Below are 25,550 nucleotides of genomic sequence, written 5' to 3'. Positions count from 1 at the left end.
ACCCCCTAACCGTCGAAAGGCCACGTGTGGCCGCCTTCGGCGGGTCGAGTGGCCACCAGAGGCCGCCCGGGCTGGCCTTTCGACCGGCGAGAGGCGGCAGGAAGTGGCCTTTCGAGGGGTGGAGGGGCGGCACACGAACGCTGAAGCACACGGCATACCAACGTTTTTCCACCTCGAAGGAGAGTGACATGGAAGGTGCACGACCCGTCCGCGCGGCGCGCGGGACGACCCTGACGGCGCAGTCGTGGGCCACCGAGGCCCCGCTGCGGATGCTCATGAACAACCTCGACCCCGAGGTGGCAGAGCGCCCCGACGACCTCGTCGTCTACGGCGGCACCGGTCGCGCGGCTCGCGACTGGAAGTCCTTCGACGCGATGGTGCGCACGCTGACCACGCTCAAGCAGGACGAGACGATGCTCGTCCAGAGCGGGCGCCCCGTCGGCGTCATGCAGACGCACGAGTGGGCTCCGCGCGTCCTCATCGCCAACTCCAACCTCGTCGGCGACTGGGCGACGTGGCCCGAGTTCCGCCGCCTCGAGCACCTCGGACTGACGATGTACGGCCAGATGACGGCCGGGTCGTGGATCTACATCGGCACCCAGGGCATCGTCCAGGGCACCTACGAGACCTTCGCCGCCGTCGCCGAGAAGAAGTTCGGCGGCACCCTCGCCGGCACGCTCACCCTGACGGGCGGCTGCGGTGGCATGGGTGGCGCGCAGCCGCTGGCCGTCACGCTCAACGACGGTGCCTGCCTCATCGTCGACGTCGACCCGGCCCGCCTCCAGCGCCGCGTCGAGCACCGCTACCTCGACGAGGTCGCGACCGACCTCGACGACGCCATCGACAAGGCGCTCGCAGCCAAGCGCGAGCGCCGCGGCTGGTCGGTCGGCGTCGTCGGCAACGCGGCCGAGGTCTTCCCCGAGCTGCTCCGCCGGGGCGTCGAGATCGACATCGTCACCGACCAGACGTCGGCGCACGACCCGCTCAGCTACCTGCCCGAGGGCGTCGACCTCGCCGACTGGGCCGAGTACGCCGAGAAGAAGCCCGAGGACTTCACCGACCGCGCCCGCGCCTCGATGGCGAAGCACGTCAAGGCGATGGTCGAGTTCCAGGACGCCGGCGCCGAGGTCTTCGACTACGGCAACTCGATCCGCGACGAGGCCCGCCAGGGCGGGTACGACCGGGCCTTCGAGTTCCCGGGCTTCGTGCCGGCCTACATCCGCCCGCTCTTCTGCGAGGGCAAGGGCCCGTTCCGCTGGGCCGCGCTCTCGGGCGACCCGCGCGACATCGCCGCGACCGACAAGGCCGTGCTCGAGCTCTTCCCCGACAACGACCGGCTGCACAAGTGGATCCGGGGCGCACAGGAGCGGATCGCCTTCCAGGGCCTGCCTGCCCGCATCTGCTGGCTCGGCTACGGCGAGCGTGACAAGGCCGGACTGAAGTTCAACGAGATGGTCCGCACCGGTGAGATCTCGGCGCCCATCGTCATCGGCCGCGACCACCTCGACAGCGGCTCCGTCGCGAGCCCCTACCGCGAGACCGAGTCGATGGCCGACGGCTCCGACGCCATCGCCGACTGGCCGCTGCTCAACGCGCTCGTCAACACGAGCTCGGGCGCGAGCTGGGTCTCGATCCACCACGGCGGCGGGGTCGGTATCGGCCGCAGCCTCCACGCCGGCCAGGTCTCCCTCGCCGACGGCACCGACCTCGCCGCGCAGAAGCTCGCGCGCGTCCTGTCGAACGACCCCGGCATGGGTGTCATCCGCCACGTCGACGCCGGCTACGACATCGCCGACCACGTCGCGCACGAGCGCGGCGTCCGCATCCCGATGCAGGAGGGCTGAGAGGGCGTATGCCGTCCGGTGGGGTCGTGCGGTCCGCTCAGCGGGGGCGGCGCACCGTGATCGGGCCCTTCGCGTGGTCCGGGTCGATGACCCGGCCACCCTGGATGATCTGGGCCCGCCCGGCGGCGACGAGCCGTCGGGCGGCGTTCCGGGCGGGCTCGACGAGCGCCTCCCAGTCCGCGCCACCGACGGACCTGGCCGCCTCCGACGGGTCGACCGTGGCCGAGGCGGCGTGCGCCCGGACGAGCTTGGTCAGGGCATCCTCGAGCTCGATGTCGACCGGGGTCAGGCCGTGCTTGCGGCAGTTGTCGGAGCACCAGCGCACCGTCGCCCAGTCGCGCTCCCAGGCCTTGCGCCACGTGATCGTGCGACCGCATCGAGCGCACGGCTTGGTGGGCAGCGGGGTGCGTGACATGTGCACAGTCTGCGCCCTCCGGGGCGCGGGGGCGTCAACGGTCCTTGCGGACCTCCTCGTCGGAGATGTCGGCGACGGTCGCCTCGAAGAGCCGGATGACGTCGTCGCCGTTGACCGTGAGGCCGATCCCGTGGCCGCCGCCGCCCAGCGAGATGCGTCGTCCCACGAGGTGCGTGTCGGCGATGACCGGCAGGCGCGCGGCGGAGCCGAAGGGCGTGATGGTGCCGCGCTCGTAGCCGGTGACGGCCTTTGCGGCCTCGGCGTCGGGCATCGAGATGCGGTTCGTGCCGAGCAGGGCGCGGACCTTGGCCCAGGAGAACGTGCGGTCACCGGGTACGAGGACGAAGACGTGGTCGTCCTCCGCCCGGCGCACGACGAGGGTCTTGATGAGGTCACGCGGCTCGATGCCCCGTGCGGCGGCCGCCTCCTCGAGGCTCGAGACGCGTCCGTGCCGGGTCACGGTGTGCTCGATGCCGGCCGCGAGGACCGCGTCGACCGCAGGCGTGCGGATCGGCGGTTCCGGGCCCGAGTCACTACGCTCGGTGGTGTCGTCGCGGTCAGGATCCATGGGACAGAGCCTAGTTACAGAGCCGGACGCAGATGCCGGCGTTGCGAGGAGTGGTGATCGAGTGACGACGACGAGCTTCGACCGGATGTGGGCCGATCTCGAGCCGGTCGGTCGCGACGCCGGGTCGGGCGGCTACCGCCGCTACGCGTGGACCCGGACCGACCACGACCTGCGGGAGTGGTTCGCCGCCGAGTGCGCCACCCGGGGCCTCGACCTCGTCGAGGACCGGGCCGGCAACCAGTGGGGCTGGTGGGGCGACCCCGACACGACGCCCGGCGTCGTCATCGGCTCGCACCTCGACTCCGTGCCCGACGGCGGCGCGTTCGACGGCCCGCTCGGGGTCGTCAGCGCCCTCGCGACCGTCGATGCGCTGCGGGAAGACGGTTTCGAGCCTGACGTGCCGCTCGGTGTCGTCAACTTCGTCGACGAGGAGGGAGCCCGCTTCGGCATCGCCTGCGCGGGGTCCCGTATCATCACCGGGGCTCTCGACGCCGACCGGGCCCGCTCCCTGACCGACGTCGACGGCGTGTCGGTCGCCGAGGCCTGGCGCAGCGCGGGGCGGGACCCCGAGACGCTCGGCCGCGACGACGAGGCGGTCCGGCGCGTCGGCCGCTTCGTCGAGCTGCACGTCGAGCAGGGCAAGGCGCTGGCGCTCGCCCCGGACGGGAGCGAGGACCTCAGCGACCCAGGCCGCGCCGTCGCGATCGGCACCGACATCTGGCCGCACGGCCGGTGGCGCGTCGACATCCCCGGTGAGGCCAACCACGCCGGCACGACGCGCATCGCCGACCGCCGGGACGCGATGATCGGGCTCGCCACGGTCATCCAGGCGGCCCGGTCGTATGCCGTGGGGCTGGGCTGCGTCGCCACGGTGGGCAAGGTCGACGTCATCCCCGGCGGCGTCAACGCGATCCCGAGCCACGTCACGGCCTGGCTCGACGTCCGCGGGCGCAGCGAGCACGTCGTGCACGCGGCCGTCGACGCCGTGTCGTCGGAGGCCGGCCGCCTCGGCGCGACGACGACACCGGAGTCGTGGACGCCGACGACCACCTTCGACACCGATCTCGTCGGGAGGCTGCGCGGGATCCTGCCCGACGCGCCGCTGCTCGGCACGGGCGCCGGGCACGACGCAGGCATCCTCGCGACGCACGGCGTCCCGAGCGCGATGCTCTTCGTCCGCAACCCCACAGGAGTTTCACACTCACCCGCCGAGCTCGCGAGCACGGATGACTGTCACCATGGGGTCACGGCCCTGACAGCCGTCGTGACCGAGCTGTGCACAGGGAAGGACCACGAGTCGATGAGCGACGCCCGATGACTGCATTCTGGTGCGAGAGTGCCTGGCTCACAGGAGGTTTCGCGCGGCGGGTCCGCTTCGTGACCCACGACGGCCTCTTCAAGGAGGTCCTCGTCGACGCCGACCCCGAGCCCGACGACGTCCGCCTCGCCGGCGTGACGCTGCCCGGCATGGCCAACGCGCACAGCCACGCCTTCCACCGCGCCCTGCGAGGCCGGGTCAACGGCGGCGGCGGCAACTTCTGGAGCTGGCGCGAGCAGATGTACGCCGCGGCCGAGCAGCTCAACCCCGACACGTACTTCGCGCTCGCGCGGGCCGTCTTCGCCGAGATGGTGCAGGCCGGGATCACCGTCGTGGGGGAGTTCCACTACGTCCACCACCGTCCCGGCGGCCACCCCTACCGCGACCCGAACGCCATGGGGCTCGCGGTGCGCCAGGCTGCCGACGAGGCCGGCATCCGGCTCACGCTCCTCGACACCTGCTACCTCGAGGGGGGCCTCAACGGGGGCGGCCACGTCGAGCTGCACCCCGGCCAGCGCCGCTTCAGCGACGGCACCGTCGAGGCCTGGGCCTCCCGGATGTCCGAGCGCCGCCCCGAGACCGACCGCGTGCGGCTCGGTGCGGCCATCCACTCGGTTCGCGCGGTCCGCCGCGAGGACCTGCCGCGGGTCGTCGAGGCGGCCGGCGACCTGCCGCTGCACGTGCACCTGTCGGAGCAGCACGGCGAGAACCTCGCCTGCCAGATGTTCTACGGCGCGAGCCCGACGCAGCTGCTCGACGAGGCTGGTGCCCTCGGAGCCCACTCGACGGCCGTGCACGCCACGCACCTCGAGGACCGCGACATCGACCTGCTCGGGGGCACCGGGACGGGCGCGTGCTTCTGCCCGACGACCGAGCGCGACCTCGCCGACGGCATCGGCCCGGCGCGGGCGCTCCACGACGCGGGCAGCCCGCTCTCGCTGGGCTCGGACCAGCACGTCGTCATCGACCCGTTCGAGGAACTGCGGGGTCTCGAGATGCACGAGCGGCTCGTCACCAACGAGCGTGACCGGTTCTCGGCCAACGACCTGCTCCTTGCGGCCTCCTTCAACGGCTACCGGTCCCTCGGCTGGTCCGACGGCGGCCACCTCAGCAAGGGGGCGCTCGCCGACTTCGTCACCGTGCGTACCGACACGGTCAACACCGCAGGCGCTGCGCAGGACCAGATCATCTACGCGTGCGTCGCGTCCGACGTCTCGACGGTCGTCGTCGGTGGCGACGTCGTCGTCAGCGACGGCCACCACCGGATGGGTGACGTCGGCCGGCTGCTCGTCAGCGCCATCGACCGCGTCGCGGGAGGGGTCGTCGGAGGGGTGCACGCGTGAGCCTGCTCCTCACGGGCATCGCGGAGCTGACGACGAACGACCCGGCCCGCGGTGACGGTCACGCCGACCCCGGCGACGCGCTCCTCGGCGTCATCCGTGACGCAGCCCTCGTCGTGTCGGACGACGGCGTGGTCGAGTGGGTCGGGGCCGCCGACGAGGCGCCGGACACCGACCATCGCCGTGACCTCGGCGGCCGTGCGGTCATTCCCGGCTTCGTCGACTCGCACACGCACCTCGTCTTCGCCGGCGACCGCTCGGCGGAGTTCGCCGCGCGCATGACGGGCACGCCCTACGACGGGGGCGGCATCGCCGTCTCGGTCGCCGCCACCCGGGCCGCGAGCGACGACGAGCTGCGCGCCCTCGTCGCTGCGCGCGTCGCCGAGATGCGGGCCCAGGGCACGACGACCGTCGAGATCAAGAGCGGCTACGGCCTGACCCTCGACGACGAGCTGCGCAGCCTCCGCATCGCCCGCGAGGTCACCGCGCACACGACCTTCCTGGGCGCGCACGTCGTGCCGCGGGAGTACGCCTCGGACCGGGCGGCCTACGTCGACCTCGTGACGGGCCCGATGCTCGACGCCGTCACCGCCGACGGCCCCACCGCGCTCGCCGAGAGCATCGACGTCTTCTGCGAGCCGCACTCGGCGCACGCCTTCGACGGCGACGAGGCGCGCACGATCCTCGAGGCGGGCCGCGCGGCCGGGCTCGCCCTCCGCGTCCACGGCAACCAGCTCGGCCCGGGCCCGGGCGTCCGTCTGGCCTGCGAGCTCGGCGCGCGCAGCGTCGACCACTGCACGTTCCTCGACGACGCCGACGTCGAGGCGCTCGCCGCCGCCCGGGGCGCGACCGTCGCGACCCTGCTGCCGGGCGTCGAGTTCTCGACGCGCTCGCCCTACCCCGACGGGCGGGCCCTCATCGACGCCGGCGTCGACGTGGCGCTCGCCTCCGACTGCAACCCCGGCACCTGCTACTCCTCGTCGATCCCCTTCGCCATCGCCCTCGCGGTGCGCGAGATGGGGATGACGCCCGCCGAGGCGCTGCACGCCGCGACTGCCGTCTCGGCGCGGTCGCTCGGCCTCGACCGTCGGATCGCCCCGGGGCAGCCCGCCGAGCTGGCCGTCATCGACGCGCCGAGCCACCTGCACCTGGCCTACCGTGCCGGGGTGCCGATCGTGCGAGCGCTCGACCTCTAGGAGCCGGCGGCGTCGTCGGCGGGGTGCTCGCAGCGCAGCACCGAACCGGGTCCGGGATGGATGATCCCGGTGTGCCCGTCGGACCACTCGACGACGTAGGGCGGCCCGCCGCCCTCACCCTTCACCTCCCGGATGGTCCCTTCGCGCGTGCTCTGACCGACGTGCTCCGCGGCCATCGTGATGCGGTCACCGACCCGTGCCTCCATGGCACACCTCCTCGCGCTGGGGCTCTCCTCCTCCAAGGACACCACCTCCGGCCCCGCGCGGGAAGGCCTTCGGCCGGCCAGTGACCGACGAAGGTGATGGCCCGTGCCGTCCGAGCCCCCACGCGTACGGGGCGCGTCTCCGACCACGGTCTGACGACCGGACCCCGTCGTCCTCGTAGGCTTCGGGACGTGAGCGAGGGGAGCGTCTACGACTGGCTGCAGCGCCGGCCGCTGCTCCTCGACGTCCCGCTCGCCGTCTTCCTCGCGCTCCTCGGGCTCGTCGTCCTCGGCGAGGGCCAGGGCATCGGCTGGGCCGTCGTGGGACTCGCCAACCTCGCCCTCATCTGGCGGCGTTCCCACCCGGCCACGGCGTTCGCGGTCGTCAGCATCGCCCTCGCGCTCCGGGTCGTCCCGACGACCAACCTGCTCCCCGGCGACATCGCCTTCCTCGTCGCGCTCTACTCGCTCGCCGCCTACGACCGCCGCCGTGGCGTGCGCCTGGCCGGTCTCGGCGTCGCGGCGCTCGGATCGGCCATCGCCGGGGCGCGGTTCTCCGCCGTCAGCGGACGCGTGCCCGGTCCCGGCGAGTTCCTCTTCACCTTCGTCGCCTGCGCCGCGGCCTCTCTCGCCGCATGGGCGCTCGGTGACCTCAAGCGCGCCCGCCTCCAGCGCCTCGCCGACCTCCAGGACCGCGCCGAGCGCGTCGAACGCGAGCGCGAGCAGGCCCTGCGGCTCGCCGCCCAGCAGGAGCGTGCGGCCATCGCCCGCGAGATGCACGACGTCGTCGCGCACGCGCTGTCGGTCATCGTCGTGCAGGCCGACGGCGCCGCGTATGCCGCCGAGCGCAGTCCCGAGGGCGCCCTCGCCCGGTCGGTGGGCGCGCTCGAGACCATCGGGGCGACGGCCCGGGACGCCCTGACCGAGACCCGTCGCCTCGTCGGGGTGCTGCGTGACCCCGAGTCGGGTGTCGAGCTCGCCCCGACGGGTGGCGTCGCGCAGCTCGCCGACCTCGTCGCGGGAGTCCGCGCGGCAGGGGTGCCGGTCACGCTCACGGTCCGGGGCGCCGAGCGCGCGCGGCCCGTGGGACTCGACCTCGCGGCCTACCGCGTCGTCCAGGAGGCGCTGACCAACGTCATCAAGCACGCCGGTCCGGCCGCGCGCGCCGTCGTGGACGTCGAGCAGACCGATGAGGTGCTGCGGATCTGCGTGTGCGACGACGGGGTCGGTGCGCGCAGCGTCGACGACGGGCGCGGGCACGGGCTGCCGGGCATGCGGGAGCGCGTCGCCGTGCACGGTGGCACGTTGACGGCCGGGCCGCGGGCAGGCGGCGGCTTCGAGGTGCTCGCGACGATGCCGACGGAGGGGGAGCGGTGACGGGGATGACGACGGAACACGTGGGCGAGCGGCCGACCCGGGTCATGATCGTCGACGACCAGGCGCTCGTGCGAGCGGGCTTCCGCATGGTCCTCGACGCCGAGCCCGACATCGACGTCGTCGCGGAGTGCGCCGACGGGCTGGCCGCGCTCGACGCGCTGCCCGGCCGTGACGTCGACGTCGTGCTCATGGACATCCGGATGCCGCGGCTCGACGGCATCGAGGCGACGCGCCGGGTCGTCGAGCGCGGCGACACCCCCAAGGTGCTCGTCCTGACGACCTTCGACCTCGACGAGTACGTCTACGCGGCCCTGCGGGCGGGGGCGGCCGGCTTCCTGCTCAAGGACGCCGGCCCCTCGGAGCTGCTCTCGGCGATCCGGGCCGTCCACACCGGCGACGCCGTCGTCGCCCCGGGCCCGACCCGGCGGCTGCTCGACCGCTTCCTGCCGGTGCTCGCGAGCCCGATGCAGCCGTCCGGCCTCGAGCGGCTCGACGTCCTGACGGAGCGAGAGCGCGAGGTGCTCGAGGCGGTCGGCAAGGGGCTGAACAACACCGAGATCGCCGCGACGTTCTTCGTCGCCGAGGCGACGGTCAAGACCCACGTCGGGCGCATCCTCGCCAAGCTGGGACTGCGCGACCGGGTGCAGATGGTCGTGCTGGCGTACGAGACGGGGCTCGTGCGCGTCGGTGACGCCTGAGGGTCAGCGGGTGCCCGCCCGGTTGATCGCCTTCTGCAGCCGGTAGGCAGCGCGTGCCTTGCGGCGCTCGAGCTTGCGGTGCGCCCTGACGTCCTCCGGCGACACCTTGTCGTCCTCGAGGGCCTTGGGCAGGTGCCCGGTCGAGCGGCGGTAGTAGCTCGCGGCGCCGCGCTCGACGGCCACCCGGGCGGTGGCCACGGCCATCGACGACAGCGCGGTGAAGAGCACGACGTCACGGGTGCGCTCGCGCTCGTAGTCACCCTTGACGGGCACGTTGCGACCGGTCGCGAGCTTCCAGCCCTTCTGCGCGGCGTCGGACGCGACCTTCGTGGCGAGGAGCGTCGTGCCGACGCTGAGGATCTTCCACACGGGGCCACCGAGCGGGGTGCGTGGCGCAGCGGCCTCCTGGGCCTCGGCCTTCGCCCGGCCGAGCGCCTTGGTGGCCTTCTTCGAGTCCTTGGATGCCATGGCGTGACTGTACCCACGTCGTGCGGAGTAGAGTCACCCCCGACAACTGAAGAGCACCACCCACCCATCACGACAGGGGAGCGCGTCACGCGCTGAGAGTGCGGCAGCCCGAAGGGCCGAGCCGCAGACCCTCGAACCTGCTCCGGTTAGCACCGGCGAAGGAAGTCGGTATTTCTCAGGCCACCGCACGGCACACGTCATCGACGCGTGCCGTCCGGCTGGCTTCCCCCAGGTATCCACACGTATCCACTGGAACCCGGGAGACAGACCATGTCCACGACCATCACCGCGAGCGGTCCGCTGACCCGCTGGCGCACCATCGACCTGCTCACCTGCGCCTTCCTCGGCGTCGCCTTCGGCGTGGCCTACTGGGCCTGGGGGCTCGTCTACGCCGTCCCGTCGAACGCCGTGTCGGCGGCCTTCCCGCCCCTCGGCGCCCTCTTCAACTGGCCCTGGCTCGTCGCCGGCATCGTCGGGATGCTCATCATCCGGCGCCCCGGTGCGGCCGTCTTCACCGAGCTCCTCGCGGCCGTCGTGTCGGCGCTCATCGGCACGCAGTGGGGCCTGACCACACTCGTGTCGGGTCTCGTCCAGGGGCTCGGCGTCGAGCTGGGCTTCGCCGTCTTCGCGTATGCCGTCTACAGCTGGGCGCCGCTGCTGCTCGGTGGTTTCCTCGGTGGTGCCTTCGAGGCCGTCTACGAGTGGTACTCCTACTGGACCGACTGGGGCTGGGGCTACAAGATCTCCTACCTGCTCCTGCTCGGTGCGTCCGTCGCCGTCCTCGGCTCGCTCGTCGCCGTCGGCCTGACGCGACTGCTCGCCGCGGCGGGCGCGCTCAACCCGTTCCCGCCGGGCCAGGAGGTCCGCGAGCAGCGGGCCGTCTGACCGGTTCGAGGTGGACGCGCCGATGACACGAGAAGCGGAACACCTCGACGCGCGGTCGTCGTCGGTGTCCTCGGGCCTCGGCGTGCGCGTGGAGGACCTGACGTGGAGGCCGTTCGGGCGCTCCCGTCCGGTCCTCGACGGCCTCGACCTCACGCTCGAGCCCGGCGAGCGGGTGCTGCTCGCCGGGCCGAGCGGGTCGGGCAAGTCGACGCTGCTCCGGGGCCTCGCCGGACTGCTGCTCACGGCGGACGCCGGTGACCTGTCGGGCACGGTGACCGTGGGCGGCCATGCGCCACAAGAGGTTCCGGGATCGGTGGGCCTCGTCCTGCAGGACCCGGGTGCGGGCACCGTCGCCTCGAGCATTGGTCGTGACGTCGCCTTCGGCCTCGAGAACGTCGTGCTGCCGCGGGACGGGATGCCGTCCCGCGTCACGGCTGCCCTCCGTGAGGTCGGGCTGACGATGTCGCCCGCCAGCGCGCCGTCGACCCTGAGCGGGGGCGAGTCCCAGCGGCTCGCGCTCGCCGGGGCGCTCGTCATGGAGCCCGCGGTGCTCCTGCTCGACGAGCCGACGGCCATGCTCGACGCCGACACGGCCGCCGACGTGCGGGGCGTCGTGGCCGACGTCGTCGAGCGGCGCGGTCTCACGCTCGTCGTCGTCGAGCACCGTCTCGACGGCTGGCTCGACCTCGTCGACCGGCTCGTCGTCCTCGACGCGGCCGGTTCGGTCGTGGCCGACGGCAAGCCTCGTGCGGTCCTTGCGACCCACGGTAAATCCCTTGCCGCACAGGGGATCTGGGTCCCCGGTGTGCCTGATCCCGAGCCGCTGCCGCTCGACCTCGAGCCGTCGCCGCAGGCGGCAGCCGGGCGCGTGCCTGAGGGCCGCGTCGTCGCAGCCGCCTCCGACGTCCGGGTCGAGCACCGGAGCCGGCGACTGGGGGAGCGGTCCCGCACGACGCTCGCCGTCGACGGCGCCGACCTCGAGGTGCTGGCCGGCCGGTCCGTGGCCCTCGTCGGACCCAGCGGCGCCGGCAAGTCCTCGCTCATGGCGGCCCTCGGCGGCCTCGTCGAGCCGTCGCGCGGCAGCGTCGACGTCGCGCTGCCGCTCACCCCGGCCGAGACCGGAGACCGGGCCGCCGCCCGGGACCGGCTCGTGCCGCCACACGAGTGGTCCTCGCTCGACCTCGCGCGCGTCGTCGCGTGGGTGCCGCAACGCGCGGCGACCGCGATCGTCGGCCGCACGGTGCGTGACGACGTGCTCACCACCTCGCTCGCCCTCGGGCAGGACCCCGGGGCTGCCGGCCGGCGGGCCGACGCGTTGCTCACGGCGCTGGGGCTCGCGCACCTGGCGCAGGCTGACCCGCGCCAGCTCTCCGGCGGCGAGCAGCGCCGTCTCGCCATGGCGTCGGCCGTCGCGCACGGTCCGGCGCTCGTGCTCGCCGACGAGCCGACCGTCGGGCAGGACCGGCTCACGTGGGCTGCCGTGTCCGGCGTCCTGGCAGCCGCGCGTGACGAGGGCGCGGCGGTCGTCGTCACGACCCACGACCCCGGCGTCGTCGACGACGCCGACCGCGTCATCCGGCTGGAGGCGCCCACCCCGCCGCCGCCCGACCCGGAGCCGGAACGCCATCCGCTGCTCGCTCGGGCCGGACCCCTGGCCCTGCTCGGGGCGGCCCTGTGCGTGCTGCCACTGCCCGCACTCCTCGAGACGTGGCGCCAGGGACTCGCCGTCCTCGTCGTCGAGGTCGTCCTCGGCCTCGTCGGCCTCCTCGCCCCGGGCCGGGGCCGTGCGCCGGAGGGACGGCTCCGGGGCGTCCTCGCGCGCCTGGCCCCGGCGGCGCTCGCCGTGGTCGGCGTCGCCTGGTCGGCGTGGCTCCTCGGTGGCCGTGACCTCGAGGTCGCCGCGGGAGCGGCCCTGCGCGTCCTCTGCCTGCTCGTGCCCTCCGCGTTCGTCGTCGGCTTCATCGACCCGGAGGGTCTCGGCGACCACCTCGCCCAGCGGCTCCGTCTCCCGGCTCGCCCCGTCGTCGCCGCGACGGCGGCGCTCCAGCGGCTCCAGTCCTTCGACACCCTGTGGGGCGAGCTCATGACGACCCGCCGGGTCCGCGGCATCCGGGCCGATCGTGGGGCGCTCGCCCGCGGCCGGGAGGCGGTCGTCGTCACCGGTGGGCTCCTCGTCGGCGCCCTCGGGCAGGCCTCGGCCCTCGCGCTCGCGATGGACGCACGGGGTTTCGCGGAGGCCCGCCGCCGCACGTGGGCGGGTCCGGCGCCGTGGCGCCTGCCCGACACGCTGGCCCTCGGCGCGGGCCTGCTCGTGGTCGCCGCGGCCGTCGCGGCCCGGCTGACGCTGCCCTGACGCCCTCGCGGGGCACAATGGGCGGCGCACACCTGCCGACAGGAAGGGGCCGCACGTGCCCATGCCAGGCCGACCCCGCCGAGCCACCCGGACCCACCGCACCCCGAGGGCGTATGCCGTCCCGGCCGTCGCGCTGGGCCTGTCTGCGTCGCTCGTGCTGGCGCTCGCCGGCTGCGGCCAGCCCGCCCCGTCGTCGCCCGACGACTCCGTGGCGCCGACGGTGAGCGTCGCCGTCCAGCCGACCATCACGGCCGAGACCCCGAGCGACGACGTGCCCGACCCCGTCGACACGACCGACCCCGGCGACGGTGGGCTCTTCGACGCGGCCTCGAGCCTCACCGGCGCGACGTGTGCGCCCTCGGGCGAGTCGTGGAGCTTCTCCGGCACCCTCACGAACTCCGACACCCAGGCGCACACGTTCTCCGTGGCGGTCTTCATCGTCAAGACCTCCGACGCCTCCGCCGTCGCCAGCAAGGAGGTCGAGGTGGAGCTCGCCGCCGGGGCGACCGCACCGGTCTCCATCAAGGACTTCCACACCGGACCGAGCAAAGGCGTCGAGTGCCTGAGCGGCGTCACGGTGAAGGGCCTCTGACGTGCGGCTCTACCTCGTGCGGCACGGGCAGACCCACGCCAACGTCGCCCGGCAGCTCGACACCGCCGTCCCCGGTCTCGACCTCACCGACGAGGGGCGGGCACAGGCTCGGGCTCTTGCCGAGCGTCTCGGCGGTGAGGACCTCGGCGCGATCTACACCTCCGACCTCGTGCGCACCCAGCAGACCGCGGCGCCGCTCGCCGAGATGCTCGGTCTCGAGATGGTCGTCTTGCCCGGGCTGCGCGAGATCCAGGCCGGCGACTACGAGATGTCGACCGAGTGGCAGCCCTACATCGACGCGGTCATCCGCTGGCGCGACGAGCCCGGACACACGATCCCCGGTGGTGACAGCGGTGCCGGCTTCATGGAGCGCTACGACGCGGCGATCGCCCGCATCGCCTCCGACGGCCACGAGTCCGCCCTCGCCGTGAGCCACGGGGCCGCCATGCGCGTGTGGTGCTCGGCCTCACTCAGCCTGCCCGCCGACTTCTTCGACGACCGGCGGCTCGACAACGCGCACGTCGTGACGATGGAGGGCGACCCCGAGGCCGGGTGGCGCCTGCTCGCGTGGGGTGACGAACCGGTCACGCATGGCTGAGGCGCGGCCTGCCCTCGCCCCCGGCCCGTGGCGCTGGGCGGGTGCCGTCGCCGGCGTCGTGCTCGCGGCCGCCTCGTGGGGCTCGGGTGCCCTGCCGCGGCCCAACACCGGTGTGCTGTGGCCAGGCGTCGCCTGGTGGACGCCCAAGGGTGGCTCGCCCCTGCTCGCCACCGTCGCGGTCCTCGCGATGGGCCTGCTCGTCCTCGCCTGGTGGCGCCTCCGTGACGCCGACGTGTCGGTGCGCTGGTGGTGGCTGACGATCGCGCTGTGGTTCGTGCCGCTCGTCGCCTCGATGCCGCTCTACAGCCGTGACCTCTACTCCTACGCCGCCCAGGGCCTGCTCTGGGACCAGGGCCTCAGCCCCTACGACCACGTCGTCCGTGAGCTCGACTCGCCGTGGCGTGGCTCGACGGCGCCGACGTGGCTCGACAGCCCGACGCCCTACGGACCCGTCTGGCTGCTGCTCGCCCGGGCCGTCGCGTCGGTCTCGGGCGAGCTGTGGGTCGCGCTCCTGCTCCTCCGCCTCCTCGCCGTGGCGGGCGTCGCCGTCATGGCGTGGGCCGTGCCCGACGTCGCCCGCCGAATCGGCTGGTCGCCCGTCCGGGCGCTCTGGCTCGGCGTCGCGGTGCCGCTCGTCGGCGCGCACTTCGTCGGAGGAGCCCACAACGACGCCCTCATGGTGGCCGCGGCGCTCGGCGGGCTCGCCCTGGCGCTGCGCGGGCGGTTCGTCCTCGCCTGCGTCGTCGTCGCGCTCGGGGCCATGGTCAAGGTCACCGCCGTCATCGCACTGCCGTTCGTCGTCATCCTCTGGGCCCGCCACGTCGTGACGGCACGCGCCCCGAGGACGGACGGGACGGCATTCGCCCGCTGGGGTGACGTCGTGCGCGCGGGCGCACTGACGGTGCTGTGCGCGGGTGTCCCGATGGCCCTCGGCGGCGTCGTCACCGGGCTCGGGTTCTCGTGGCTCAACCCGACGGGGACGCCGGGCAAGAACGAGCAGTGGACCTCGCTGCCGACCTCGATCGGGATCGCCGTCGGTGCGCTCGGGCATCTGCTCGACCGCGACGAGTGGCGCGACCCGGGCATCGCGGCCGCGCGGGCCGTGGGACTCGTCGTGCTGGCCCTGCTCCTCGCGCTCGTCTGGCTCGGGGCGCTCAAGCCCGCGGACACCCGGGGCCTCGCTGCGGAGGATGCAGCGGCCGAGCCGCTCCTACGACCGGTGCGCGGCATCGCCTGGGCCATGCTCGCCGTCGTCGTGCTCGCCCCGGTCTTCCTCGGGTGGTACTACCTCTGGGCGCTCCCGTTCTTCGCGGTGTCGCTCGGCGCCCTCTGGCAGGCGCGGCTCGAGCGGCCCCTCGCCGTCGTCGCGACCGTCGTCTGCTTCGCGACGCTGCCCGAGGGCTACAGCCTCGGCCTCACGACGACGGCCCTCGGGGTCCCGATCGCGCTCGTCGTCCTTGTGCTGCTGCTGCGGCGCGGGCTGCGCACCGCCCGCCGCACCGACTGGCGTCACCTGCTCGATCTCGACCGTCCCCTCGTCCGACGCTGAGGCCGCCGGGGTCACGGATCGGCGACAGTTGCCGAGGTCCCTGACAGAGCGGGGCCGGGTGCCGGACACTGTCCCGGTGAGTGACTCCGGCTTCGTCGACGAGGCCCCCACCGGCGCTCCTCACGGCGCCCCGTCCGGTGCCCGTGGACGAGCCCGCACCCCCGGGAGCCGGCGACGTCCTGGGCCGGCAGCCATCGTCTTCGTCGTGCTCGTCGTCGGCCTGCTGGCGTTCGGCGGCTGGGCCTGGTCGAGCCGCACCCACGCCGACGACGTCGCCGCCTACGCGTCCCTCGCGAACGAGGTCGAGGAGCTCGACCGTTCGATGGTCCCGCTCGGCCACAGCGAGCTGCCGCCCTGCCGGGAGGGCGTCGACGGGCGCATCACTCGCACGTACCCGCCCTCGACCGGGCCGCAGGCCGCCGAGCTCGTCGGTTACCTCGAGCAGAAGGGCTGGACGCAGGGGACCGCCGTGCCGCCCGTCGTCGCCCACCTGACCCGCGTCGAGGACGGCCACGTCCTGACGATCGACGTGGCAGCCGGCGCGCTCAACCAGCTCGTCGCGTCCCTGACGGCGAGCAGCCCGGGCTCCGCCCTCGGCTGCCTCGGCCGCTAGCCACCACGCCCACTCGAGTGAGTGCCCCGCCCCCCTCGAGTGGCCTCGACGTCACGCCCGACCCAGCCGCGGCGTGACCGACGCGTGACCCACGACATGGGCCACATGGTGGGAATGACGCAGCCCACGGCATACGGCGGTGGGACGCTGGTCCACATGCGCGCGGTGACCCAGAGCAAGAAGCTGCAGAACGTCTGTTACGAGATCCGTGGTCCCGTGCTGGCCGAGGCCAAGCGGCTCGAGGACGAGGGACACCGCATCCTCAAGCTCAACATCGGCAACCCGGCTCCGTTCGGCTTCGAGGCCCCCGAGGACATCCTCGTCGACGTCATCCAGGAGCTGCCGACGGCGCAGGGCTACAGCGACAGCAAGGGCATCCTGTCGGCCCGCCGGGCCGTCAAGCAGCACTACGAGGTGCGTGACTTCCCGCCCGTCGGCGTCGAGGACATCTACCTCGGCAACGGCGTCAGCGAGCTCATCGTCATGGCGATGCAGGGCCTGCTCGACAACGGCGACGAGGTGCTCATCCCGGCCCCCGACTACCCGCTGTGGACCGCGGCCGCGAGCCTCGCCGGCGGCACCGCCGTCCACTACGTCTGCGACGAGCAGGCCGGCTGGGCACCCGACCTCGACGACATCCGCAGCAAGGTCACCGACCGCACGCGCGCCATCGTCGTCATCAACCCGAACAACCCGACGGGTGCCGTCTACCCGCGCGAGGTCCTCGAGGCCATCGCGCAGGTCGCCCGCGAGCACGAGCTGATCATCATGGCCGACGAGATCTACGACAAGATCCTCTACGACGGTGCGACGCACACCTCGATCGCGGCCCTGGCGCCCGACCTGCTCTGCCTGACCTTCAACGGTCTGTCCAAGGCCTACCGGGTGGCCGGCTTCCGCTCCGGCTGGCTCGTCATCACCGGGCCCAAGGAGCACGCGCGCAACTACCTCGAGGGCCTCGACATCCTCGCCAACATGCGCCTGTGCGCCAACGTCCCGGCGCAGCACGCGATCCAGGTGGCGCTCGGCGGATACCAGTCGATCAACGAGCTGATCCTGCCCGGCGGCCGCCTGCTCGAGCAGCGCAACGTCGCCTGGGAGATGCTGGGCCAGATCCCGGGTGTGTCGGTGACCAAGCCCGAGGGGGCGCTCTACCTCTTCCCGCGGCTCGACCCGAAGGTCCACGACATCCGCGACGACGAGCGCTTCGCCCTCGACCTGCTGCGCGACCAGAAGATGCTCATCGTGCACGGCACGGGCTTCAACTGGGCGACCCCCGACCACTTCCGGCTCGTCTTCCTGCCGCGTGTCGAGGACCTCGAGGACGCCGTCGGACGCCTCGAGAAGTTCCTCTCGACCTACTCGCAGTAGGCGGGTCGGGTCAGCGGGAGGTGGCCCACCACTTGAGGAGCAGGCCGAGCACGATGCCCCACACGACGGTGAGCAGCAGGCTGATGCCGGCGGCCAGCAGCGCGGGTCGGCGTCCGCCCGGCTCGCGGCGGACGAGGCTGATCCCGGCGAGCGCCAGACCGAGCAGCTGTGGCAGAAAGACGAACCCGAAGACGACGGCCGACAGGGATGCCACGACCGCGCCCCGGGCGATCGGCGCCTCGGCGCCCCACCTCGCGGACGCGGCGTCGCGGGGACGATCGGGCTCGCTCACGCGTTCAGGGTAACGATGGACACGAAGACGCCGGCGCACGCTCCGCGGCCGTATGCCGTCCGCCCGGCACTGCGCGGGACGCTCGCTGCCGGGGCCGCCCTCGTGGTCGTCCTCTCGCTCGCCGCCTGTGGCGGGTCGGACCCGACCCTCGGCGACCTGCCGGCGGGCGTGGCAGATGCTCGGCCGAGCATCTCGGCGGAGGAGGCGCAGTTCGTCCTGGCCGCGCAGAAGCTCGGGGCGTCGGTGACGGGCGCCAGCGTCGACGACGACATCGAGACCGGGACGACGACGTGCTGGGCCCTGAAGAACGGCGGCGTCGAGCTGGCCCAGATCGCGGTCGACGACGGGGACAAGCCGCTCGGGAACACCGGGGACGCGCTGCGCACGAAGCAGCTGATGGCCGCCGGCGTGCAGGCGTTCTGCCCCGACTACGACGCCCAGGTCCCCCAGCTCGACCTGCCCTGAGGGCGGCCGTGAGGCAGGTTCTCGGGTGGCGTCGGGTCGTCAGATCCAGCCGGGCGGGGCGGGCACGACGATGCCGACGATGCCGGGCAGGCTCCCAGCCCGACCCAGGTCGACGACCGGCCCCGACGTGGACCGCGCCGCGATCTCGCGGCACTCGATGCCGATGCACCAGCGCGGCACGCGGCCGTCCTGCTCGACACGGACGGCCATGAAGAGGGTGCTCGCCATGAGCCGGCCGGAGCGGGTGTCCTTGAGGGCGGGATCCTGGTAGACGACGACGGTCGGCGGGGCGGTCCCGGTCGGGTGAGCCGTCGCGGCCTCGGCGATCGCGGCATACTCCCGGCGCGTGTCCTGGTGCGCGCCGATGTCGGCTCGCCAGGCCAGGACCCCGGACGCAGCGAGGACCGCGAGCAGCGCCGTCGCGACGCGGGCGGTCGGCGTCGTGCCGGGCTGCGTCGTGGGCGCGGGTCCGACGTGCGCCCCGGCGCCCGCACCGCGGTCGACGAGGAGCAGCGCGACGGCCAGCACGGCCGCGAACCACGTCCACAGCTGGCCACGGGCCTCGGTGACGAGGCCGGTCGCGAGGGTCTGCGCGGCGTCGATGCCGCACGCGACGGCGAGGGCCAGGAGGAGACGCTGCAGCCGGGGGCGGACGACCGGCTCCCTCCAGCCGAGGGCGACGGCGACGACCGCGACGAGTGCGACCCACCACTGCGCAGCCCAGAGCGAGCCCGCGGCCGTCAGCCACCGACCGGCGTTCACGCCGAGGGCGTCGAGCGAGGTCAACGGGTTGGCCTGGCGCCAGGCGGCGACCTCGATGCCGAAGTGCCCGTTGACGACCCAGTTGAGCACGTAGGCCACCGCGACTCCAGCGGCGAACCCGGCGGCCCAGCCGGCGACGACGAGAAGCACCCTGCGCCACGGGGCGTCCCGGAGCGAGACGACGGCGAGGACGAGCAGCACGAAGGCGATCGGCGGGTAGGTGAGCACGGAGGCGATGCCGCTCAGGACCAGCCAGGCCACCAGCCACCGCCCCGAGCGAGCGGCTCGGGGCAGGAGCCAGACCGCGCCGGCGGCCACGAGCGCCGAGGGCGTCAGCGCCCCGGGCCAGTAGAGCAGCTGGACCCAGACCGGCGAGGCGAAGAGCGCTACGCCGAGGAGGGCGTCGGCGACGGGCCGGGGGCGTACCGCGGCCCGGTGGAGCAGCCGCCAGACGCCCGCCACGAGCAGCGCGTACGCGGCGGCATACGTCAGGGAGGCGGTCGTGACGGTGCCGTGCTGACCGACGAGCCACCACCAGCCGGAGTTGAGCCAGCGCCCCTCGCTCACGTTGTAGTACGACGGGGGGACCGCCCCCGGAGAACCCTCGGGCAGCAGGAACGCCCAGTCGTCCTGGCGGATGAAGGGGGTGACCGCCTGTGCGACTCCCTCGGTCACGACGAACGCGGCGGCGATGACGGCGACGAGGCGCAGGCGCGCGCCGTGCCGCGGCGTGACGCCGGGCAGGCGCACACCTCGGCCTTCGGAGGCGCGGGTGACGGTCTCGGTCGACATGGTGGTGACGCTCAGGGCTCGGGATGACGCGGACCTGCCGTCCGTGTCGGTGAACCATAGGTACCCAAAGAGAGCCTCCACCGCATCAGGTGCCTGACTCGCAGACGTGCGCAGGAGGCTCGCCCGGACCGCGCGTCCCGGAATACGGGGGCCCGGGCCGCCCGTTGGCACCCACGTGAGTCCTGCCGCGAAAGCCCAGCTGAACATCCTCGATCTCGTCCCCGTCCTCGACGGTGGGACCGCCGGTGAGGCCATCGCCTCGACGGTCGACATCGCCAGGCACGCCGAGAAGTGGGGCTACCAGCGCTACTGGATGGCAGAGCACCACAACATGCGCGGCGTCGCGTCGAGCTCGACGGCCGTGCTCATCGGCCACGTCGCCGACCAGACCGAGACGATCCGCGTCGGCGCCGGCGGCATCATGCTGCCCAACCATGCGCCCTACGTCGTCGCCGAGCAGTTCGGCACTCTCGCCACGATCCACCCGGGCCGCATCGACCTCGGACTCGGCCGCGCCCCGGGCACCGACCCGTTCACGACCCGCGCCCTGCGCCGCAACGAGGCCGCCGCGATGAACTTCGCGGGCGAGGTCGAGGAGCTCATCGGCTACCTCGGCGACCCCGACCCCGACGCCAAGGTCCGCGCCATCCCCGGTGAGGGCACCCACGTGCCCATCTGGATCCTCGGGTCGAGCCACGGTGGCGCCCAGGTGGCCGCCGCCCTCGGCCTGCCCTACTCCTTCGCCTCGCACTTCGCGCCGGCCGCCCTGATGAGCGCGCTCGAGGTCTACCGCTCGCGCTTCACGCCGTCGACCGAGCCCGGTGGCCTCGATGCCCCCCGCTCGATGGCCGGCGTCAACGTCATGGTCGCCGACACGACGGCCGAGGCCGAGCGGCTCTTCACGAGCGTGCTCCAGCGCTTCCACGGCATCGTCACCGGCCGACGGGCCGGGCTGCCGGAGCCGGAGGGTGACATCGCGAGCCTCATGGCGCAGTGGTCGCCGGCGGAGCGCCAGGCCGTGAGCGAGATGACCCGGGTCTCGCTCGTCGGCACGCCCGACGAGGTGCGCGACGGGCTCGCCGGCTTCGTCGAGGCCACGGGCGTCGACGAGGTCATCGTCACGTGCGGCGCCCACGACCACGAGGCACGGCTGCGCTCCTACGAGCTGCTCGCCGACGCCTGGCTCTGAGCGCCGGACGCGACGAGCCACCAGCCCCGACCTCTGAGAGGCTTGCACCATGACCGAGAGCACGACCGAGAGCACGACCGCCAGAGATCCGAAGGACCTGCGCCGCGTCACCCTGACCCGCGACAGCGTCGGCCGCTACACCGCCCGCAACGACCGCGGCGGGTCGATCACGCTGAGCTCCGGCACCGACGAGCTCTCGCCGGTCGAGCTGCTCCTCGCCGGTATCGCCGGCTGCACCGCCGTCGACGTCGACACCGTGACGACGCGACGCGCCGAGCCCGAGCAGTTCGAGATCGAGGTGACGGCCGACAAGGTCAAGGACGAGCACGGCAACCACCTCCAGGACATCGAGGTGCGCTTCCGGGTGCGCTTCCCCGAGGGTGACGGCGGCGACGCGGCGCGCGAGATGCTCCCCAAGCTCGTCAAGCGCTCGCACGACGAGTGGTGCACCGTGAGCCGCACCGTCGAGCTCGGGCAGCAGGTCACGACCACCGTCGAGTGACCGAGACCCGCCGTCCCCCGAAGGCGTATGCGTCAGGCGTGGTGGGCGGCGTCGAGCCACTCGATGGGGTCGCCCCACCCGAGCCGGCTGACCCCGTGCTTGTCGAGCGCGCGCACCGCGAGGGTGCGCCGGTGCGCCGCGAACGTCAGGACGTGCGCGACCATCGCGCCGTAGGAGCAGACGTAGGGCGGGTCGCAGGACGCGTCGACGAAGACGTCGTCGAGCCGACCCTCCTCGATCGCCTCGCGCACGTGGCCGAGGAAGACGGGTGCGGCGTCGGCCAGACGACGCCGCGCGGACGTCAGCGACTCGTGCTCCTCGACGGAGAAGTCGTAGTCGCGGCTCGCCATCGTGGCGTTCCACATCGCCATTTGGCCCACGAGCCGGCTGATGATGCGGCGCAGCGTCGACGGGTCGGGATCGTCGTCGACGTTCATGACGATCGGCTCGTCGAGCTGTTCGTCGGTGAGCTGGCCGGCGCACTCGATGAGCTGGCCGGTCAGCCAGATGTGGTGCTCGACCATCCTCTGCACGAGGTCCATGGCAGTGACCTTTCGCTGGGCCGGGAGGCGTATGCCGCCGGGCGGGTGGAAGTGGATGTCGTTGGCCGCCTCCAGACGGATCGTCCCCGGACGTCCGCGCCACGCGCTCGGCGTCGTGCCGTAGGCGCGACGGAACGCCCGGGTGAACGCCTCGTGCGAGCCGTAGCCCGCCTCGACCGCGACGTCGAGGACGGACCGGCGGCTCGCCGCGAGGCGGTAGGCCGAACGCTCGAGCAGCACCCTGCGGCGCAGGGAGCTCGGCGCCTCGCCTGCGCCCGCGCTGACGATGCGGTCGAGGTGGAACCGTGACAGGTGCAGCCGGCCCGCGATCTGCTCGCCGGTCAGGTCGGGCTCGTCGAGGGTGTCGACGAGCACGTCCAGCCAGGCGCTGAAGGTGTCACGGGAGCCGGTCACGTCACGATCCTGCGCGACCCGACCCCACGCGTACTTGATCGGCTTTGCTCTGTCGGCAAGGACGCCCGATCAGGGGTAGACGACGACCTTGTCACCGATGCGCACCGCGAAGAAGAGCGCCTTGACCTGCGCGTGGTCGGCGATGTTGACGCAGCCGTGGCTCGCGCTGGCGTAGCCGAGCCGCGCGAAGTTCGACGAGTAGTGCACGGCCTGGCCGCCGGAGAAGAACATCGAGTAGGGCATCGGCGTGAAGTAGAGGTTGGAGATGACGTACTCGTACTTCCGGGAGACGCTGAAGGTGCCCTCGCGCGTCTCCTTGCCGGGACGACCGAAGCGGGCCCACATGGCCGTGAGCGGCTTGCCGTTCACGACCCACGTCAGGGTGCGGGTCGACTTGTCGACGCACATGACCCTGCCGGTGCGGCATCGCTGGTCGAGCGAGGAGAGCGTCGGCACGAGCGGGCGCAGGCCCGCGTAGTAGCGGTGCTGGTCGAAGGTGCCGGGCGTGTAGGTCAGGGCTCGCAGGCGCGCCCACGTGCGGCTGTCGACGACACCTGACTGCGGCACGTCGTAGGCGCGCTGGAAGGCGAGCACCTTCTGGCCGAGCGTCCAGCCGTAGGTGCCGGAGAACGCATACGGCCACAGGCCCTTGGCACCGAGGCGTCGCTGGAGCTCGCGGACGTTGGCGGCGGCCGTCGTGCTGCCGAGCACGACCGGGGACGTCGACATCGAGACGAGCCGGCTCCACGTGCGCTGGTCGAGCACGCCGGACTGGGGGAGGTTCTGGTCGCGCTGGAAGGTGAGCACCTTCTGGCCGAGGGTCCAGCCGTAGTAGCCGGACACGGCGTAGGACCAATAGGACGCCTTGACGGCCCGCAGACGCGACTGGAGATCCTTGACGGCGTACCCCGACGAGCCCTCGTCGAGACGGGTCGTGGTCGCGGTGAGGGCGACGAGTCGGCTCCAGGTGCGCTGGTCGACGACGCCGGTGCGGGGCAGTGACTGGTCGGTCTGGAAGGCGAGGACCGTCTGGCCGAGCGTCCAGCCGTAGGAGCCGGAGACGGCATACGTCCAGTACGACGCCTTGACGAGGCGCAGGCGCACCTGGAGGTCCTTGACCTTCCAGCCGGAGCTGCCGGCCGGGATGACGACGGGGCTCGGCGCGGGCGGCGGCGGGGTCGTCGCCGTGGGGCTCGACGTCGTGGGCGGCGTCGTCGCCGTGGTCGTGGTGGTGGTCGTCGTCGTGCTGGAGGTCGTCGTCGCGTCGGCGACCGTGCTCCCGGCGGTCGAGCCGGTCGAGCCCGTGGACGTCGAGGTGCCGGGCAGTGTCGGCGTGCCGGTGAGGTCGTCGGCGCGGGCGGCCGGAGCCGTCACGGTGAGTGCGATGACCGCGAGCGTGGCAGCGACGCTGCCCACGGTGCGATTCCTGTCCATGCGGATGGTCCTCATGGTGTCCCCTGGTGTCCTGACCGCGCGACGGCGGCTGTGAGTCGGCGCGATCGCGCCCTTCATTGTGGCAGGCGAACCGGGCTTTGGCGCGGCGTGCCGACACCTCCCCGGACGCGTCGACGGGGCGAAAGGTTGTCGCGCTCCGCAGACCGGCCCGTGGGAAGGGCGTCAGGCTCCCGGGAGGCGACGGACCGTGAGGATCTGCTCGGCGCGACCGACCGGGCCGCGCACGTCGTGCAGTGTCGTCGACGTCAGCCCGAGACCCGTCGGGCCCATCGTCACCCGGGTGTCGAAACCGACCCACCCGCGGACCGGCTCGCGGAAGAGGTGCACGCTGAGGTCGACGTTGGGGAACATCCACTCCCGCGGTGAGACGCGCACCGCGATGCCGTTGGCCGTGTCGGCGAGGCGCACGAGATCGGCTGTGGGAGAGCAGGTCTCGCCGTCGACGAGGGGGTTGAGCGCGCGGATCCAGGCTCGGGTCCGGCCCGGGCGACGCTCGGCGTCGACCCGGAACTCGAGCCCCTCGATGTAGCCGCCCTCCCACGTGTCGGCACCCGCCCACGGCAGCATCTCGTCGGGTCCGGGGATCGGCTCGAGCTCGACGCCGGCCACCGGCTCGGAGTCGTGGGCGGCGAGCCTCCACGCGTGGGCCCGCACGACGGGACGGTCGTCGACGAGCATCGTCGCCTCGACGAGCTCGATGGTGCGACCAGGGCGGGTCGTGCGCACGTCCACTCGGCTCGGTCGCGCCGGGATCATGCCGAGGATGTCGAAGGAGATGCGCGCGAGCTGCATCCCCTCGCGTGGCTCGTGGAGGTCGATCTCGTGGGCGAGGATGCCGCTGACGGGAGCCATGTGCTGCTCGTCGTCGCGCCAGGCGCCCTGCACGTGCACGGTCGGGGCGTAGAGGCCACGGTCCAGCCGGCGGTAGAAGGCCGGGGTGTCGCGGTCGAGCTCGAAGCCGGTGCTGTCGCGGGTCTCGCTGGTCACCCGCCCACCCTAGGTGTCGGTCGGTGCCGCTCAGACCGCGCCGTCGGAGAGGCCGAGCCCGAGGTCGACCATGCGCACGAGGCGCGGCGCGAGCTCGTCGACGGCGCCGGGCGGCAGGTCGCGCAGCGGGCCCTCGAGGGCGAGCATGGCCATGCCGTGGACGGCCGCCCACGCGAGCAGCTCGGCGCCGGGACGCTCGTCGTCGGACATGACGCCGGCGTCGACCATGGCGTCGAGGGAGTCGGCGAGCAGCTGGAAGGGGGTGCGGCCGCCCGCGCCGGCCGCGTCCGGGGAGGCGGCCCGGCTGAGGTCGACCGGCACGGCGAACGCCGCGCGGAACAGGCCCGGTTCGTCCATCGCGAAGCGCAGGTAGCCGACGCCCACGGCCCGGAAGCGGGCACGCGCTCGCGGGCCCGTCTCGAGGTCGTCGGGGACGGCGTCCATCGTGGCGCCGATGACGTCAGCGGCACGCGCCTGGGCGCGGGAGACGACCTCGCCCAGCAGCGCGTCACGGTCGGCGAAGTGGCGGTAGGCCGCGTTGGCCGAGACCCCGACGCGGCGCGTCGCCTCGCGCAGGACGACCTTGTCGGGCCCGCCCTCGCGGGCGAGGTCGGTGCCCGCCTCGAGCAGGGCCCGGCGCAGGTCGCCGTGGTGGTACGTCGCCCGCGCCGGCGGGGTGCCCGACGGGTCGGGTGCCGTGGCGGGTGCCGGGTCGGCGTCGAAGGCGGCGGACGTGCTCACAGCCCCATCATGCTCCGGGGC

General features: G+C 73.2%; 26 protein-coding genes and 1 riboswitch. Of the genes, 16 read left to right on the top strand and 10 right to left on the bottom strand.

Going from position 1 to position 25,550, the window contains the following annotated elements; translation table 11 throughout:
- Positions 1-188: 188 nt before the first annotated feature.
- Positions 189-1,844 carry a urocanate hydratase gene (gene hutU / locus NR112_RS14245; RefSeq protein ID WP_256794965.1) on the top strand — a complete coding sequence of 552 codons (1,656 nt, stop codon included), beginning with the start codon at positions 189-191 and terminating at the stop codon, positions 1,842-1,844.
- A gap of 37 nt (positions 1,845-1,881) precedes the next feature.
- On the opposite strand, the gene NR112_RS14240 is transcribed toward hutU, so the two are convergent.
- Together NR112_RS14240 and NR112_RS14235 are read right to left on the bottom strand one after the other, a co-directional pair.
- Positions 1,882-2,259, bottom strand: coding sequence for a DUF2256 and DUF3253 domain-containing protein (locus tag NR112_RS14240; RefSeq protein ID WP_256794964.1), 378 nt, complete (start codon positions 2,257-2,259; stop codon positions 1,882-1,884).
- A gap of 34 nt (positions 2,260-2,293) precedes the next feature.
- Entirely contained in the window at positions 2,294-2,827 is a 534-nt protein-coding gene (locus tag NR112_RS14235; protein ID WP_256794963.1) for an aminoacyl-tRNA deacylase, read from the bottom strand.
- 61 nt (positions 2,828-2,888) lie between these two features.
- Here NR112_RS14235 and NR112_RS14230 point away from each other — a divergent pair, with 61 nt between their 5' ends.
- The 3 genes from NR112_RS14230 to hutI are packed head-to-tail and all read left to right on the top strand — an operon-like array spanning position 2,889 to position 6,681.
- On the top strand, positions 2,889-4,145 hold the full coding sequence (locus NR112_RS14230) for an allantoate amidohydrolase (RefSeq protein WP_256794962.1): 1,257 nt from the start codon (positions 2,889-2,891) through the stop codon (positions 4,143-4,145).
- A complete protein-coding gene (locus tag NR112_RS14225) occupies positions 4,142-5,488 on the top strand; it encodes a formimidoylglutamate deiminase (protein ID WP_256794961.1) in 1,347 nt (448 codons plus the stop codon). The genes NR112_RS14230 and NR112_RS14225 overlap by 4 nt, the downstream gene beginning before the upstream one ends.
- Positions 5,485-6,681, top strand: coding sequence for an imidazolonepropionase (gene hutI / locus NR112_RS14220; protein ID WP_256794960.1), 1,197 nt, complete (start codon positions 5,485-5,487; stop codon positions 6,679-6,681). Before NR112_RS14225 ends, hutI begins: the two co-directional genes overlap by 4 nt.
- On the opposite strand, the gene NR112_RS14215 is transcribed toward hutI, so the two are convergent.
- Positions 6,678-6,887 (bottom strand): DUF1918 domain-containing protein, encoded by a 210-nt coding sequence (locus tag NR112_RS14215; protein ID WP_256794959.1) that lies wholly within the window; start codon positions 6,885-6,887, stop codon positions 6,678-6,680. The genes hutI and NR112_RS14215 overlap by 4 nt on opposite strands.
- Positions 6,888-7,076: 189 nt before the next feature.
- Here NR112_RS14215 and NR112_RS14210 point away from each other — a divergent pair, with 189 nt between their 5' ends.
- On the top strand, positions 7,077-8,261 hold the full coding sequence (locus NR112_RS14210; RefSeq protein WP_256794958.1) for a histidine kinase: 1,185 nt from the start codon (positions 7,077-7,079) through the stop codon (positions 8,259-8,261).
- A gap of 5 nt (positions 8,262-8,266) precedes the next feature.
- Positions 8,267-8,959 carry a response regulator transcription factor gene (locus NR112_RS14205; RefSeq protein WP_256794957.1) on the top strand — a complete coding sequence of 231 codons (693 nt, stop codon included), beginning with the start codon at positions 8,267-8,269 and terminating at the stop codon, positions 8,957-8,959.
- 3 nt (positions 8,960-8,962) lie between these two features.
- Here NR112_RS14205 and NR112_RS14200 read toward each other — a convergent pair whose 3' ends face one another.
- A complete protein-coding gene (locus NR112_RS14200; protein WP_256794956.1) occupies positions 8,963-9,427 on the bottom strand; it encodes a DUF4235 domain-containing protein in 465 nt (154 codons plus the stop codon).
- 64 nt (positions 9,428-9,491) lie between these two features.
- Positions 9,492-9,608: riboswitch (TPP riboswitch) on the top strand.
- 89 nt (positions 9,609-9,697) lie between these two features.
- Here NR112_RS14200 and NR112_RS14195 point away from each other — a divergent pair.
- From NR112_RS14195 to NR112_RS14165, 7 genes are all read left to right on the top strand, one after another.
- On the top strand, positions 9,698-10,312 hold the full coding sequence (locus NR112_RS14195; protein ID WP_256794955.1) for an ECF transporter S component: 615 nt from the start codon (positions 9,698-9,700) through the stop codon (positions 10,310-10,312).
- A gap of 22 nt (positions 10,313-10,334) precedes the next feature.
- Complete coding sequence (locus NR112_RS14190; protein WP_256794954.1) at positions 10,335-12,665, top strand: ATP-binding cassette domain-containing protein; 2,331 nt, start codon at positions 10,335-10,337, stop codon at positions 12,663-12,665.
- A gap of 55 nt (positions 12,666-12,720) precedes the next feature.
- Entirely contained in the window at positions 12,721-13,257 is a 537-nt protein-coding gene (locus NR112_RS14185; RefSeq protein ID WP_256794953.1) for a hypothetical protein, read from the top strand.
- A 1-nt stretch (position 13,258) separates the two neighbouring features.
- The gene (locus tag NR112_RS14180) at positions 13,259-13,855 is read left to right on the top strand and encodes a histidine phosphatase family protein (protein WP_256794952.1); all 597 of its coding nucleotides are present in this window, start codon (positions 13,259-13,261) and stop codon (positions 13,853-13,855) included.
- A complete protein-coding gene (mptB, locus tag NR112_RS14175; protein WP_256794951.1) occupies positions 13,848-15,404 on the top strand; it encodes a polyprenol phosphomannose-dependent alpha 1,6 mannosyltransferase MptB in 1,557 nt (518 codons plus the stop codon). Before NR112_RS14180 ends, mptB begins: the two co-directional genes overlap by 8 nt.
- Positions 15,405-15,480: 76 nt before the next feature.
- Positions 15,481-16,017 carry a hypothetical protein gene (locus NR112_RS14170; RefSeq protein ID WP_256794950.1) on the top strand — a complete coding sequence of 179 codons (537 nt, stop codon included), beginning with the start codon at positions 15,481-15,483 and terminating at the stop codon, positions 16,015-16,017.
- 156 nt (positions 16,018-16,173) lie between these two features.
- Positions 16,174-17,388, top strand: coding sequence for a pyridoxal phosphate-dependent aminotransferase (locus NR112_RS14165; protein ID WP_256795073.1), 1,215 nt, complete (start codon positions 16,174-16,176; stop codon positions 17,386-17,388).
- A gap of 10 nt (positions 17,389-17,398) precedes the next feature.
- Here the strand turns inward: NR112_RS14165 and NR112_RS14160 are convergent, their stop codons facing one another.
- Positions 17,399-17,680, bottom strand: coding sequence for a hypothetical protein (locus tag NR112_RS14160; protein WP_256794949.1), 282 nt, complete (start codon positions 17,678-17,680; stop codon positions 17,399-17,401).
- Between the two features lie 15 nt (positions 17,681-17,695).
- Between NR112_RS14160 and NR112_RS14155 the strand changes: the two genes are divergently transcribed.
- Positions 17,696-18,145, top strand: a complete 450-nt coding sequence (locus NR112_RS14155; protein WP_256794948.1) for a hypothetical protein — start codon at positions 17,696-17,698, stop codon at positions 18,143-18,145.
- A gap of 39 nt (positions 18,146-18,184) precedes the next feature.
- On the opposite strand, the gene NR112_RS14150 is transcribed toward NR112_RS14155, so the two are convergent.
- Positions 18,185-19,699 carry a hypothetical protein gene (locus NR112_RS14150; RefSeq protein WP_256794947.1) on the bottom strand — a complete coding sequence of 505 codons (1,515 nt, stop codon included), beginning with the start codon at positions 19,697-19,699 and terminating at the stop codon, positions 18,185-18,187.
- A 175-nt stretch (positions 19,700-19,874) separates the two neighbouring features.
- Between NR112_RS14150 and NR112_RS14145 the strand changes: the two genes are divergently transcribed.
- Positions 19,875-20,888, top strand: a complete 1,014-nt coding sequence (locus NR112_RS14145) for an LLM class flavin-dependent oxidoreductase (RefSeq protein ID WP_256794946.1) — start codon at positions 19,875-19,877, stop codon at positions 20,886-20,888.
- A gap of 49 nt (positions 20,889-20,937) precedes the next feature.
- A complete protein-coding gene (locus tag NR112_RS14140; RefSeq protein ID WP_256794945.1) occupies positions 20,938-21,390 on the top strand; it encodes an OsmC family protein in 453 nt (150 codons plus the stop codon).
- Positions 21,391-21,422: 32 nt separating this feature from the next.
- Here NR112_RS14140 and NR112_RS14135 read toward each other — a convergent pair whose 3' ends face one another.
- The 4 genes from NR112_RS14135 to NR112_RS14120 all read right to left on the bottom strand — a co-directional run bounded on the left by NR112_RS14135 (position 21,423) and on the right by NR112_RS14120 (position 25,529).
- Entirely contained in the window at positions 21,423-22,346 is a 924-nt protein-coding gene (locus NR112_RS14135) for a helix-turn-helix transcriptional regulator (RefSeq protein ID WP_256794944.1), read from the bottom strand.
- A 69-nt stretch (positions 22,347-22,415) separates the two neighbouring features.
- Positions 22,416-23,780: a L,D-transpeptidase family protein gene (locus NR112_RS14130; RefSeq protein WP_256794943.1), complete on the bottom strand. Its 1,365-nt coding sequence runs from the start codon at positions 23,778-23,780 to the stop codon at positions 22,416-22,418.
- 183 nt (positions 23,781-23,963) lie between these two features.
- Positions 23,964-24,788, bottom strand: a complete 825-nt coding sequence (locus NR112_RS14125; RefSeq protein WP_256794942.1) for a thioesterase family protein — start codon at positions 24,786-24,788, stop codon at positions 23,964-23,966.
- A gap of 30 nt (positions 24,789-24,818) precedes the next feature.
- Positions 24,819-25,529, bottom strand: a complete 711-nt coding sequence (locus NR112_RS14120) for a TetR/AcrR family transcriptional regulator (RefSeq protein WP_256794941.1) — start codon at positions 25,527-25,529, stop codon at positions 24,819-24,821.
- Positions 25,530-25,550: the final 21 nt, after the last annotated feature.

Origin of the sequence: Terrabacter sp. Ter38 (genome assembly GCF_024519435.1) — a bacterium.
Classification (GTDB): Bacteria; Actinomycetota; Actinomycetes; order Actinomycetales; family Dermatophilaceae; genus Terrabacter.
The sequence above is the reverse complement of the archived record's forward strand: the minus strand, read 5'-3'. Positions and strand labels throughout refer to the sequence as shown.